This is a genomic window from Pseudoalteromonas sp. KS88 (genome assembly GCF_004766475.1).
Taxonomy (GTDB): domain Bacteria; phylum Pseudomonadota; class Gammaproteobacteria; order Enterobacterales; family Alteromonadaceae; genus Pseudoalteromonas.
Genome location: NZ_PYHV01000004.1, coordinates 174,147 through 186,936, shown reverse-complemented (window position 1 = coordinate 186,936; position 12,790 = coordinate 174,147). Strand labels below are relative to the sequence as shown.

Genomic DNA, 12,790 nt, shown 5'->3' with positions numbered 1-12,790 from the left:
ATCTACAGAAGATTATGAGCTTATTCGTCGTCAGCTCGCTCTGCCGCTTTGATTCGCTCTTGGTTTTCTTGCATTTGTTCAAATGCCGCTTTAATTTCATCAAGCACAGAATCGACATCAGCGGAGCTATTATCTTCTTCTAAATCACCATAGAGCGTTGTCTCTGGGGTAAGTTCACCCGCTTGGTATAACGCCCACATTTCTTCGCCAAACCGTGTTGCAAGAATCTCAGGCGCATACTGGCCATAATATTGGCGCATATTACGCACATCGCGCAAAAACATTGCTTGTGCGTTATTATTCGCAGATGCATTAACCGCTTGCGGTAAGTCGATGATCACCGGGCCATAGCTGTCCACCAGCACATTAAATTCAGACAAATCACCATGCACAATACCTGCACATAACATCAACCTAATGTAATGAACCATAGTGGCATGATCTTCAATAGCTTGCTCTGCGGTCATGCTAACATCGTTTAAACGTGGTGCTACATCACCATCATCGTCCGTAACTAAATCCATGATCAATACGCCATCGTAACACCCGTATGGCTGTGGCACTTTGACACCCGCTTTAGATAATGTGAATAACGCATCGACTTCAGCATTTTGCCACACACTCTCTTGCTCTTTGCGACCAAATTTAGACCCTTTTTCCATGGCACGGCCACGTCGGCTGTTACGTACCTTTCGACCTTCTTGGTATTTAGCAGCCTGTTTAAAACTTCTGTGTTGAACATCTTTATACACTTTGGCGCAGCGAATAGCCTCCCCACAGCGTACAACATAGACTGAGGCTTCTTTACCACTCATTAATTGGCTGATGACTTCATCAACAATACCGTCTTCGATAAGCGGTAAGATTTGTTTAGGTGTTTTCATACCGCTCTTATACCGCACTTAGTGCGTATATGTAATCCCCTATTGATAAAATTACAAAAAACTTGACTAATTTAGTTAAATACACAAACTGCAAATAAAATTTTTCTAACAAGAGGCCCAATATGAACTCAGAAATACGCTATCGTTTTCAATCACCACAAATTGCCAATCGCTTTTTAAATGAGCTCAAAGACTGGCCTATTGCGAAAGTAAAAACTAGGCTACTTAACGGTGGCTTTGATGTCAAAGTTAGCTATCAATTTGATGGTACTGGGTTTGATTATACCTGTTCAGAGTTAGATGATTTAGCCTCCCAACATCAAGGTGTCGAAGTGAATTAAATTAAACCTGTTCGGTTATTGACTATAGATTGATATACATTTGCGTATAGCTACGTTAAATTAGTGTAAATATTGTTAATTGTAGAGATATCTATGAATAAGCCTGCCTCTGATCATATCCCTCAAGAAGCATTCGATTGGTATGATGAATATGCTCACGGCATGATGGATAGGCGCACCTTTATGAAAAAACTAGGCTCGCTAGCAGTCTTAGGCTATTCAATGGCGACACTCACCACAGCCTTACTGCCTAATTATGTGCTAGCTGAGCAAGTTTCGTTTAACGATGATGATATAAAAGCAACCTATCAAACTTTTAGTTCACCGAGTGGCCATGGTAAAGGGCAAGGTTATTTCGTTGAACCGGCGAATATAGCTGGCAGGCGCCCCGTTATACTGGTTATTCACGAAAATCGTGGTTTAAACCCTTATATTAAAGATGTCGCACGGCGCTTAGCAAAAGCTGGTTTTATCGCATTTGCACCTGATGCACTCTACCCACTTGGTGGATATCCCGGTAATGACGACGAAGGTCGTGCAATGCAACGCTCGATGGACAGAGAAAAAATTCAAAATGATTTTTTAGCTGCTGCAAAGTTTTTAAAATCTCACCCTCGCAGCAATAACAAGCTTGGCGCTGTTGGCTTTTGCTTTGGTGGCTATATTGTCAATTACCTAGCTGGTATTGACTCAACACTTCTTAACGCAGGTGTACCATTTTACGGCACACCCGCAACGAAAGAATTGCGAAAAAATATCAAAGCCCCTTTAATGATTCAGCTTGGCGAACTGGATAAGCGTGTAAATGCCAGTTGGCCTGAATACGAAACGGACTTAAAAGTACATAATGTTCCCTATCAAATGCACATGTACCAAGGCGCCCATCATGGTTTTCATAACGATTCTACTAGCCGATACGATAAAGACAGTGCTGAGCTTGCTTGGCAACGAACATTAGCCTTTTTTACACATTCACTCGTTTAAGGTAAACACCTCTACATGAATAAAGTTTTGTACTTCATAGCCACAGTTTTCGTTATCGTAAATTGTATTAAAAATCCTGCATTAGCACTGACATTTGTGGCCGAAGATCTTCCCCCATACCATTATAAAAATGAGCAAGGCGAAGTTGTTGGCGCATTGGTTGATTTATCAAAAGCGGTATTGAATAAAGCACAGCTCGATGGAACATTCGAAATTATGCCGATGGCACGGGCATACCACCGATTCGAAACACATTCTGACATTATCATGATGTCATTATTAAAAAACCCAAAGCGTTTAGAACTATTTGATTGGATTGGCGCGGTATATTTTGCAGACGCTTATTTAATAAGCTTAGATACCTTTAAAGGTAAAGTAGACAATTTAGAGCAAGCTAAAGAGTACAGAGTAGGCACAATTAATGGTTATTCTAGCGAGCAATACCTTCGTGATGCAGGCTTTTCAGATAACGAAAACTTAGTACTTGTTAGCCACTATACCCAGCTATGGCAGATGCTATTTAAACAACGTTTAGATTTTGTATTAACAAATACGCTTACTTTAAAAAACGAATTAAAACTCGCTGGGTTCGATGTAAGCCAAGTTAAAAAACAAGTACATTTAAACGACTACCCAGCAACACTTTATTTTGCAGCCAATAAAAAACTCGATAAACAAACCAGCCTACAACTTAAACAAGCTCTACTAAAGGTGAAAGAGACCGGTGAGTATCAAGAAATTTTAGCAAAATGGCAGTTACCTATGAACTCTTTATAGATTAATTACGGCGCGTCATTTACTCTATTCTAATGACTAAATTCTTTATTTTAAAATACGTTGCTTTTTATTTAGGGTGTAGCCTTTGCTTCATTTTTCACACCCAATTTGCAATTCCACCGCTAATTTCCTCATGTTTAGTTGGCTTGGTCGGCAGCTTTATCCCTGTACCAAAGTCATATGGGCAACATCCCCACTCTGCAATTTATGCCGGTAGTTTTGCCGGAATGTGCTCTGAAGGCCTGATCACTGGGTATTGGGAGTTAGCCGTTATTTCTTTGATTGGCGCTGTGTTATACGCAACAAGCACAAAATTATTTACCGGTTTTGGTGGAAAGCTTGGCAGTATAGCCTTTGTCAGTATTGCACTTTTTGTCATTGCTCGAGGTATTGTTATATGAGCTTACTGTCAATTTTAGTATCGCTATTAGGGGCTTTTTTAACATTTTTTTTAGCCAAGTATGAGCGTATTGGGGCCATTAGAGCATCTGCTACTTTATCTATTATCGCTTACACCCTATTTTTATTTTTAGGTCTCAATGCTGAACTCTATTCAATGCTATTCTTTGGCGGTACGTTCATTGGCATGAGCGCCCCCAAGCGCTTCGGCTTTTACACCTTATGCTCTGCAAGTATACTTTTTTCTATTTTATTTCATTACCTTGTACCACTACTTTATAGCTATGGCGGGGCACTGGGGTTAAGTGCTTTCCTCTCAGTCTGTGTATGCCACTTAGCTATTCTTCTCGGCGCACCAAGAAGCCAACCTAAAAACAAATAAGCATATAGGCCAATTGTTTGACCGCCAATTAAAAACACTAAAGAACTAGCTAAAAAATTGAAAGTAATACTTTTTGATAATAAAGGGTGATTGTTTCATTGCCACATCTAAATTACCATTTATTGGTACAAACAATGATACGCGATAACATTACCTTGGAAAACAATGAAAATAATGACTAAATCACTGCTTACCCTCAGCCCCGTTGCTCTAGCACTCTTACTACCAATGTCACACCAAGCATCAGCCCATGGCTATATTTCAAAACCAGAAGCTCGCGGTTATTTATGCCGCCTAAGAGAAAATACACACTGTGGCAATGTAGTGTATGAGCCACAAAGTTTAGAAGGACAGGATCGCTTCCCGCAATCAGGGCCGATTGATGGTCATATCGCCAGCGCGGGCTTAAGAGCATTTGGCGCTTTGGACGATCAATCTATTAACCGCTGGACTAAACGCCACATAAAAACAGGCCCAAATGAGTTTAGCTGGCGCTTTACAGCTGCGCACTCATCACGAGACTGGCGCTATTTCATCACAAAAACATCATGGGATCCAAATAGCCCATTGACAAGAGACCAGTTTGAAACAGTCCCTTTTTGTGAGTATCAAGGGTATAACCGACAACCGCCAAAAACGTTAACTCACCTGTGTAATGTACCTGAACGAACTGGTTACCATGTTGTACTCGGTGTATGGGACGTTGCCGATACCCCTATGAGTTTTTATAATGTGGTCGATGTTATGATTGATAACGACGATACACAAAAAGCAACTTGGCAAGATGTGGGTGATATCGTCACTGGTCGCGATTTAAAAGTGGGCGATAAAGTAAAAACTCGTGTATTTGGTGATTCTAAAGAAATTCCATCTCTTCAAACTGTATTAACAATTAACAATGAGAACGAAGGGTTAAATAAAAACTGGACCATCGCGCTCGCTGAGAAAATTAATGCATCTCAATCTTGGATCCAAGCAGGCCAACTTAACGAGAACAATGAAGTAAAAATCACTGTTGGGCGAAATGAAATTTTTGCTCAGAGCAATGCAGGAATAAGCTCTGTGGAGCTTGAATTTGAAATGGCGCCGTTACCTAAGCCTGATTTTTCTGTTACAGGTGTTTCGCATAACTATTTGATAGAGGGCGACGCTGTCAATTTTGACTTTACTGTTAATTTAGATGCGAATGCACAAATCCAAGCGACATTAAATAAATCGTATAACAGTATTGTTACTAAAGCTTACGAAGTGGTTAAAGGCCAATCTCAACTTTCGCTTAACTACCCAAATGCAGAAACAGGCCATTATAATTTAACTATTAGCTATATTACTAATGAGGGTGTTACAGATGAAAAAATGTTTCATTTAAACATTGTAAACTCTGAGCTCCCTGAAGAACCAACTCCACCTGTTGTTGAACCAATTGCAGATGTAGAATTTATTTTCCCAGAAAGTTTAGCTCGTTATAAAGCGGGTACTGTGGTTTTACAACCTAAAAATAACAAGGTGTATCAATGTAAACCTTGGCCTTACAACGGCTACTGCGTGCAATGGTCACAAACCGCTAATCAATATGAACCAGGTGTTGGTTTATATTGGAACATGGCATGGATCGAAATAAAATAAGTTAGAGGAATCACCTCAGACAAAAGCCACTTTTACTAAGTGGCTTTTTATTTGCACATTGCCAGAATAAAAGAATAGGGTTTGATATTAGGGGCGGTTTAATCGCGGCGCGAGATTTGTAACCTAATGGGCTAAGTCAAAACCGAGCTACAAAGAGTAAATCGCCCCTAGGCATCCTGATCTTTACTCATAAAATCAGACATTCGCTGATTAACCTCTTCATTGGTCAGGTCTTCTTGGTGAGTACCAATAGTCCAAACATGACCAAATGGATCTTCTAATGTACCCGCTCTGTCACCATAAAATTGATCATGCACCGGGCGTACTTCTGTTGCACCTAACTTAATCGCATTATCAAAAACTGTATCAACGTCATCAACATAAAGCATTAAACTCACAGGTGTCCCCCCTAGCTGACTGGGACTTTTAAAATGTGCCTCTGGACACATATCCGAGAGCATCAGATGAGAGTCTGCAATTTTTATCTCAGCATGTGCCACCCCACCATCAGGCAAGGGCATTTGCATAACGAGCTTAGCTGAAAACGCTTTTTTATAAAATTCAATCGCCTTTGTTGCACCGTCAACAATTAGGTAGGGCGTCACCGCATGAAACCCTTTAGGAATAAATGAAACAGACATGTTGTGCACCGTTTTAGAATATCGACTGTTAACAAAAAATAGTTAAAAAGTCTGCATAAAACAAGTAATGCTAGGACGTGCTCACCTATGACCATTCCTTTTATGAAGGAACAACGAAGAGAGTGAGTGCCTGCGAAACGCCCTAGTCTTTACACAATTGCAATGCCCTCCCCAATAAGTCAGCAATAAAAAATAATTGAATCGCTTCCTCTTTTGAAAAATCGCCACTAAAACGCGCCACATTTAGTGTTCCAAAGCATTGTTTTTGATAAATAATAGGAGCATCCATACAGGTAACTAACCCCGCCTGTGCGAGCATACGACAGTCTTGCTCTTTACTTAAACTTAGATGCTTACAAATAATCAATTTTTTTGTTTTGTAGACACGTCCGACCAAGGTGAAATCTATCGGCAATGGGATTTCATTTGTTATTGCTTCGCTTCCAAACGCAGAGACTAAATTAAGGTAGCCTTCATAGTGTGCTAACACCACACTTGCTCTATCCCAGTTAAATAAAAAGGGCAACCAATGCGTCAAAACACGCAATATAGCTAAGCGTTTATGAGCTTGATTAAGGTCTTTAATGAAACGGTTAGGCAAGCATATCTGCTGATAAAGTGGGTGTTCTAAAAAGCATTCATAACTCAGATGGTACTCGTTCGAAGACATACATATAGATTCGTCAGTTAGCGTACAGAAAGTATATTATTTAAGCACAATAAAAAACGTAAGAAAATTCAGTTTTTAGCAATTGAAAATAAAAACGGCTCAATATCAACACCTCACACCAAACACAAATGAAAATAGTTATTGATTAGATTTGCACTTTCTGTATTATACCCGCCGTCGTACCTAATTGTTGTAAAATAATAAAGAGATGAAATCAATGTCATACCTAGTAAAACCTAGCTTAATCGCACTTGCTGTGGCAGCTAACTTTTCTGTTCACGCCGATGAAAAAATTCCTGAAAAAAACATGGAACGTATGGTTGTTACAGCAACTGGCTTTGAACAAAAAGTCACTGAAGCACCAGCAAGTATCTCTATCATCACTAATGAAGATATTAAGTCTCATGCTTTCACTTCAGTTTTAGATGCAGTGCAATATTTAGAAGGCATTGATGTTGGAACTACACGAGACAAAACAGGTCAAGGTAGTGTAAGCATGCGCGGTCTAACGGGTGAATACACACTATTACTGATTAACGGCAAACGCCAAAATAACCATGGCGACATCTATCCTAATAACTTTGGCGGAAATGCCTTTAACCATGTTCCACCTGCTGATGCCATTGAACGAGTTGAAGTGATACGTGGGCCAGCATCAACGCTATACGGTGCAGATGCACTCGGTGGCGTCATTAACATCATCACGAAAAAGCACACTGCAGATTGGGGTGGCGCAGTCTCATTTAGTCGCTCATTGCAACAAGATGATAGCTTTGGCGATGACATAACAACAGACATTAACGTTTCTGGTCCACTTATTGAAAATGTATTAAGTCTTGGTTTTCGCGGTAGTGTTTACGAGCAGCAAGCGTCATCACCGACTTTTGAAGCTGCTACAGATCCAAACGGAGTTGTTCATGCTCGCTCTTTAGGTTTTGGCAGAGGCGGACGTACGGTTGATAACACCAATGAGCAGTTTGGTTTTACTATTAACTATTCACCATTTGAAGATCATCATTTGAGTTTCGATTATGATAATTCGAGCCAAGTTTACGATAATAGCCCAAGCTATGATCTTGAATCAGGTAGCATCACCTATCCACTTGGCACCAAGGATAATATTGAATCTATTTGGGCAAGCAGAAGAGGAAAAGTAAACCCACGTGCAGGTTATGCAGCAGACCAAAAGTTTGACCGTCAATGGTGGTCTTTAAGCTACGATGGTGAACTTGAATGGGCCACAGTTAAAGCGTCTGTTTCTTATGTTGATACTCAGAATAATGGCCGTACACTTCCTTTAAGTGTTGCAGAGCGCCTACAGTTACAACAAATGTATGACGGTACTGGCGAGTATGCAGATATGGATGAGCAAGCACGTAAAGACCTTGCTGAAGAAACATTCTTACCACGCCCTGTACGTCCACTAGAAAGCAGCCAATATACCTACGATTTACGTTTTGATATTCCAATGAGTGGCGCATTAGGCGATCACAACTTTGTAGTGGGTGGTCAATTAATCGATGGCGAACTAAAAGACGGCGTATTTGGTTTAGAAAGCAATGAAGCAGGTAAAGTACAAGAACAAAACATGTACTCTATTTTTGCTGAAGACAACTGGATGATGACAGACAACTTTACGCTTACAGCGGGCGCTCGTTTTGATAACCATGACGTGTTTGGTAGCCAAGTTTCTCCTCGTTTATACGGTGTGTATAACGTAAATAACACGTGGACAGTGAAAGGTGGTATCAGTACAGGTTATAAGACGCCAAAAACAACGGATCTATACGATGGGATTACAGGTTTTGGCGGTCAAGGGACGAGTCCATTTGCAGGTAACCCTGAGCTTGAACCTGAAACCAGCGTAAACTCTGAAGTTGCCTTGTACTGGAACTCGTTAGGCGGTGAGCATAACTTTAACATCACCTACTACAACACCAAGTTTGAAGATAAAATTGCCCGTGGTGATACCGTTTTCAGCTGCGAGCAAACCAACGATGTTCGCCCGTGTGTTAACTTGGGTCAATACGACCAACTTGGTTATCAAAGCTATAGCCAAAAAATCAATATTGACGAAGTTGATTTACAAGGTATTGAAATTGCAGGCCAATATACACTCACAGAGACCATTTCATTAAATGGTAACTATACGTGGACTGACAGTGAGCAACAAAGTGGTTCACAAAAAGGCCAACCGCTGACAAACAGTGCTGAACACATGGCTAATATCACCCTAAATTGGGAAGCCACAGACTTCATGGAAATTTATCTTCAAGGTGTATACCGCTCTGATCGTTACCGTGGTTGGGACAATGTTCATGATCAAGCGCTTTATTACAAAAACTATAACCTATTTAATTTAGGTGCTCAGTTTTACGTAAATGAGTACATACAAATCAATGCTCGCGTTAACAACTTGCTTGATGAAGATTTTACCTCGTACAGTACAACCTATACTGATCTTAACGGTGATGGTGAATACGAATATTTAACAGGCCGTGGAGTTATTAGCGAAGTGAGCTTTACCGATGACTACAATGTAAAAGACAAAGGCCGTAACTTTTGGGTTGGCGTAACAGCTTACTTCTAAACAGTTAAGTTAGGTGTATTAAAACACCGACTAAACAACAAAAAGCGGCCAACTGGCCGCTTTTTTAATCACCACTTTTATAAGCCAAATACCACCTTTTCACTTTTAAGCATGCGGGCACTTAAAAAGCTAAACAGAGCAAATAGTACAACCGTTACCCCTGTTGACAATATCAACTGTGGAACAGGGATTGGATTACCTTTAATAAATTCCATCAGGGCAAACTGCTGCGCAGCAATAGGAAGCCACTGCACAATATCCGTCGCAATATCATAAGTAGTAACCATAGTTAAAGCCATTGGGATAAATAACACCATGGTGACGTAAGATTGCGCTTCTTTAAATGACTTAGCCATAAAAGAGACAAACACTTGTAAGCTTGAAGACATCAATGCAATTGGGAAACATATCGCAATACAAAACAGCATAAACTCTGGCGTAATCGTTATGCTAAACCCTAATTGCTCCCATGCCACCATAGGGTAAACTACTTTAGAAACAATCAAAATAATCACCAAGCCCAACATTGAAAACGCCGTAATAGCGCCCACTTTGGCAAGCACAATATGCAAACTACTTAACGGATGGCTCAGCAATAAACTTAACGAATTACGCTCACGTTCGCCTGCACTGGTATCGATAGCTAGGCTCATTGCCGCATAAAATAAGGTTAAAATAATAGAAAATGTGACCAGCCCTAAGATCATCCCACCTTTAGAATCAGGAGTTGCTTGATCATTAACTTCAATGGCGAGCGCGCGCATTAAGTTAGGGTCAATACCGCGAGACACCAGACGTAAACTGGCAATTTCTGAACTATAAACGGCCATTGCTTTTTCAACACGATTGATATGCTTACCCAGTTTATCATCTGACTTATCAGCAATTAGCGTCACTGTCGCTGGGCGGCCCTCACTCATATTTTGCTTATAATCATCACTGATAGTCAGCGTAATCGCTTTAAGCAGGGGATCATTTTTATCATCGGCTATTTTAATATCACGACTGGCTAAATGAGCCACTAAACCCGGAGCATTTTTTGCGTTTTCAATAGTAATTTTAAGCGCATCAGGAGAAGCTAATTGCTGTAGTAAAATGCTCATCAGTAAGCACATACCAATCGGCGCACCAATCGCATAATAAAGTCCCGCCATCACAGAGCGTTTATCACGACTTGCATCTGTTACTTCTTTTTTAAACAGTACTTTTAATATATTGATCATGCTGCAATCCCCTCATCGCTACCGATTAACGCAATAAATGCTTCTTCTAATGTGTCTTTGCCTGCTTGATCACAGAGCTGCTCAATAGACCCCTGAGCAATCACCTGCCCTTTTGCCATAATGACAACGTGGTCACATAAAGCCGCGACTTCTTGCATCACGTGCGATGAAAACAAAACACAATGTCCTTGTGCTTTAAGTAGCAATAACAGCTCTCGTAAAATACGTGTACTCATTACATCGAGGCCGCGCGTTGGCTCATCCAAAATTACGTTTGTTGGGTTATGAACAACCGCTTGTGCTAATGCCGTTTTCATTCGTTGGCCTTGCGAAAAACCTTGGCAACGACGATCGGCAATATCATTCATACTCAATTTATCAATTACTTGCGTAGTCGCTTCCTTTGCTTGCGAAGCATTAAGGCCGCTCAGCTGAGCAAAAAAGCTGATATATTCCCGCGGCGTAAGTCGCTCATATAAACCACATGGGTCTGGAAATAGTCCTAAGTTTTGTTTTGCTTGCATGGGCTGTTTTGCAACATCAATACCGTCAATTTCAGCAAATCCGCTGTCTGCTTTTAATAAGCCAAAAACAGTGCGTAAACAAGTGGTTTTACCGGCTCCATTAGGGCCTAACAAGCCGGTGATTTTGCCATTCTCTGCACTAAAACTTAACCCGTTTAATGCGTTAACATCACCAATCTTTTTGGTCAAATTAGATACATTAATCATGACTTACTCCTTGTTCGCTGTTGGTGTTGAATACGTGTTTGCAACCCCATTAATGTTCATAAAAAATTGCTTATCATTTTCTTCACTGATGCAATCGGTATTAATATCTTGCATGGCTTTTTGATCAATAAACTGGGCGATAATCTTTGGCGCACAGGTTTGTGAACCAATGCCATGTGTAGCGGTTGGGGCTACTAGATGTGTCGCATCGGTCATATTCACCATTGCAAGTTCCGCCCAGCTTGGGGGTGTTGCTGGGTCGCGTGCGCCGGATAACAATAAAGTTGGTTTATCGCTTTGTAATGGCTTATAAAATGTTTTATCCGTAGGTTTAACTTCTAAAATTGGACAGACAATATCAAGCCCTTCAATCATGGTTTTACCCATGTATGTATTACTGTATTTACTGCGAAGTTGAGGTGTCAATTGGGGCCAATCTTCTGAACATACAATCGCGTTATGCATGCCCATTGCGAGCGATTGAGTTAAATCTGCGTTTGCCATTAAACCTGCCAATGGCGAAAAATCACCTTGAGCCGCTTTAGTAATCACTAGCGGTAAAATCGAACGCGTTGTGTGGCTATAAAGCGCTAAACGAATGGCACTGTAAAACTTCATTTTAGTGACAGTAAAAGGGATGAGTTCATAAGTGCGAGGGTGCCTGACTTGCGCTTCAATGGGTTGTTGCTCAAGTTTAGCTAGAAACTCATTAAAACGCGTTTCTAAAGAGGGGAACTGCTCATTGCAGGCAACATCATTTTTACAACGTTCGAACAAGGCAAGCAATGAATCGTCTATGGCCTCGCCGATAGCAGCAAAGCTTTGCTGCATCGGGACCACACCGTCTAAGGTGCTTGTAATAACAGAAGCAGGAAATTGACGGGTGTACTCTTGCGCTATACGTGTGCCATATGACACCCCATATAAATGAAAGCCTTCATAACCCAGTGCAACACGCACTGCTTCAAAGTCTTTTGCCGCAGCAGAGGTCGTAAAGTGGCTTAAATCAACGTTGAGCTTCGCTTTACATTGCTCGGTGTCTTGCTTGCTCATGGTTTGCAAATCAGTTATCGCATCATTAAATGCAAACTGTGTTTTTAAATCATCGCTGTCACATTGCAGCTGATTTGAATAACCAGTACCGCGCTGATCAACAAGTACAATGTCTCGTGTTTCACGGGCAAAGCGTAAGTTACGATTAAAAATTCGCGCTAAATCAACCGCTCCTTGACCAGGCCCACCAGCAAACCCCAGAACAGCCTCATCAGGGTTACTTGGTTTAATTGCTGGTATAACTGCAAAGTGAATATCAATTTCACCATCGGCTGGGTTATCTGATAATGGCTGAGCAATACTGCCGCACATTAATCTATCCGATAGGCCCTCCATGTAACATGGCGTTAATTTTACAGGATTATTGTTGTTTTCTTGTCCCTGTATCATTGCTGAATTTGCGATTAAAAAAGGTAAAATTGCTAATTTTATCAGCCTATTACGATATTTGAATGTACTTTTCATTGCGCTTTCCCTTATTTGCATTTT

General features: G+C 40.8%; 13 protein-coding genes. 7 read left to right on the top strand and 6 right to left on the bottom strand.

The annotated features are described in order from the left end of the window. Positions 1 to 20: 20 nt before the first annotated feature. Positions 21 to 884 carry a PA4780 family RIO1-like protein kinase gene (locus tag C7Y70_RS02055; RefSeq protein ID WP_135473200.1) on the bottom strand — a complete coding sequence of 288 codons (864 nt, stop codon included), beginning with the start codon at positions 882 to 884 and terminating at the stop codon, positions 21 to 23. A 122-nt stretch (positions 885 to 1,006) separates the two neighbouring features. On the opposite strand from C7Y70_RS02055, the gene C7Y70_RS02050 reads away from it, so the two are divergent. The 6 genes from C7Y70_RS02050 (at position 1,007) to gbpA (ending at position 5,393) form a co-directional block, all read left to right on the top strand. After that, positions 1,007 to 1,225, top strand: coding sequence for a hypothetical protein (locus tag C7Y70_RS02050; protein WP_135473199.1), 219 nt, complete (start codon positions 1,007 to 1,009; stop codon positions 1,223 to 1,225). Positions 1,226 to 1,318: 93 nt separating this feature from the next. Continuing rightward, positions 1,319 to 2,209 carry a dienelactone hydrolase family protein gene (locus C7Y70_RS02045; RefSeq protein ID WP_135473198.1) on the top strand — a complete coding sequence of 297 codons (891 nt, stop codon included), beginning with the start codon at positions 1,319 to 1,321 and terminating at the stop codon, positions 2,207 to 2,209. 15 nt (positions 2,210 to 2,224) lie between these two features. Further along, complete coding sequence (locus C7Y70_RS02040; RefSeq protein WP_135473197.1) at positions 2,225 to 2,986, top strand: transporter substrate-binding domain-containing protein; 762 nt, start codon at positions 2,225 to 2,227, stop codon at positions 2,984 to 2,986. Between the two features lie 32 nt (positions 2,987 to 3,018). Further along, complete coding sequence (locus tag C7Y70_RS02035) at positions 3,019 to 3,387, top strand: hypothetical protein (protein ID WP_210114650.1); 369 nt, start codon at positions 3,019 to 3,021, stop codon at positions 3,385 to 3,387. Continuing rightward, on the top strand, positions 3,384 to 3,767 hold the full coding sequence (locus C7Y70_RS02030) for a hypothetical protein (protein ID WP_135473196.1): 384 nt from the start codon (positions 3,384 to 3,386) through the stop codon (positions 3,765 to 3,767). Before C7Y70_RS02035 ends, C7Y70_RS02030 begins: the two co-directional genes overlap by 4 nt. A 165-nt stretch (positions 3,768 to 3,932) precedes the next feature. Then, the gene (gene gbpA / locus C7Y70_RS02025; protein WP_135473195.1) at positions 3,933 to 5,393 is read left to right on the top strand and encodes an N-acetylglucosamine-binding protein GbpA; all 1,461 of its coding nucleotides are present in this window, start codon (positions 3,933 to 3,935) and stop codon (positions 5,391 to 5,393) included. A gap of 167 nt (positions 5,394 to 5,560) precedes the next feature. Here the strand turns inward: gbpA and C7Y70_RS02020 are convergent, their stop codons facing one another. Next, positions 5,561 to 6,034 carry a VOC family protein gene (locus C7Y70_RS02020; protein WP_135473194.1) on the bottom strand — a complete coding sequence of 158 codons (474 nt, stop codon included), beginning with the start codon at positions 6,032 to 6,034 and terminating at the stop codon, positions 5,561 to 5,563. 142 nt (positions 6,035 to 6,176) lie between these two features. After that, entirely contained in the window at positions 6,177 to 6,704 is a 528-nt protein-coding gene (locus C7Y70_RS02015) for a GAF domain-containing protein (RefSeq protein WP_135473193.1), read from the bottom strand. Between the two features lie 217 nt (positions 6,705 to 6,921). Between C7Y70_RS02015 and C7Y70_RS02010 the strand changes: the two genes are divergently transcribed. Then, positions 6,922 to 9,294, top strand: coding sequence for a TonB-dependent receptor (locus C7Y70_RS02010; RefSeq protein ID WP_099296568.1), 2,373 nt, complete (start codon positions 6,922 to 6,924; stop codon positions 9,292 to 9,294). Between the two features lie 77 nt (positions 9,295 to 9,371). Here the strand turns inward: C7Y70_RS02010 and C7Y70_RS02005 are convergent, their stop codons facing one another. The 3 genes from C7Y70_RS02005 to C7Y70_RS01995 are packed head-to-tail and all read right to left on the bottom strand — an operon-like array spanning position 9,372 to position 12,766. Then, on the bottom strand, positions 9,372 to 10,517 hold the full coding sequence (locus C7Y70_RS02005) for an ABC transporter permease (protein WP_135473192.1): 1,146 nt from the start codon (positions 10,515 to 10,517) through the stop codon (positions 9,372 to 9,374). Further along, positions 10,514 to 11,248, bottom strand: coding sequence for an ATP-binding cassette domain-containing protein (locus C7Y70_RS02000; protein ID WP_135473191.1), 735 nt, complete (start codon positions 11,246 to 11,248; stop codon positions 10,514 to 10,516). The genes C7Y70_RS02005 and C7Y70_RS02000 overlap by 4 nt, the downstream gene beginning before the upstream one ends. A gap of 3 nt (positions 11,249 to 11,251) precedes the next feature. Continuing rightward, on the bottom strand, positions 11,252 to 12,766 hold the full coding sequence (locus tag C7Y70_RS01995) for an alpha/beta fold hydrolase (protein ID WP_135473190.1): 1,515 nt from the start codon (positions 12,764 to 12,766) through the stop codon (positions 11,252 to 11,254). Between the last annotated feature and the right edge of the window lie 24 nt (positions 12,767 to 12,790).

Coding starts and splice junctions, on each gene's coding strand:
- C7Y70_RS02015 (WP_135473193.1), bottom strand. CDS start 6,704: ATGTCTTCGAACGAGTACCATCTGAGTTATGAATGCTTTTTAGAACAC.
- C7Y70_RS02030 (WP_135473196.1), top strand. CDS start 3,384: ATGAGCTTACTGTCAATTTTAGTATCGCTATTAGGGGCTTTTTTAACA.
- C7Y70_RS01995 (WP_135473190.1), bottom strand. CDS start 12,766: ATGAAAAGTACATTCAAATATCGTAATAGGCTGATAAAATTAGCAATT.
- C7Y70_RS02045 (WP_135473198.1), top strand. CDS start 1,319: ATGAATAAGCCTGCCTCTGATCATATCCCTCAAGAAGCATTCGATTGG.
- C7Y70_RS02040 (WP_135473197.1), top strand. CDS start 2,225: ATGAATAAAGTTTTGTACTTCATAGCCACAGTTTTCGTTATCGTAAAT.
- C7Y70_RS02035 (WP_210114650.1), top strand. CDS start 3,019: ATGACTAAATTCTTTATTTTAAAATACGTTGCTTTTTATTTAGGGTGT.
- gbpA (WP_135473195.1), top strand. CDS start 3,933: ATGAAAATAATGACTAAATCACTGCTTACCCTCAGCCCCGTTGCTCTA.
- C7Y70_RS02050 (WP_135473199.1), top strand. CDS start 1,007: ATGAACTCAGAAATACGCTATCGTTTTCAATCACCACAAATTGCCAAT.
- C7Y70_RS02010 (WP_099296568.1), top strand. CDS start 6,922: ATGTCATACCTAGTAAAACCTAGCTTAATCGCACTTGCTGTGGCAGCT.
- C7Y70_RS02055 (WP_135473200.1), bottom strand. CDS start 884: ATGAAAACACCTAAACAAATCTTACCGCTTATCGAAGACGGTATTGTT.
- C7Y70_RS02000 (WP_135473191.1), bottom strand. CDS start 11,248: ATGATTAATGTATCTAATTTGACCAAAAAGATTGGTGATGTTAACGCA.
- C7Y70_RS02005 (WP_135473192.1), bottom strand. CDS start 10,517: ATGATCAATATATTAAAAGTACTGTTTAAAAAAGAAGTAACAGATGCA.
- C7Y70_RS02020 (WP_135473194.1), bottom strand. CDS start 6,034: ATGTCTGTTTCATTTATTCCTAAAGGGTTTCATGCGGTGACGCCCTAC.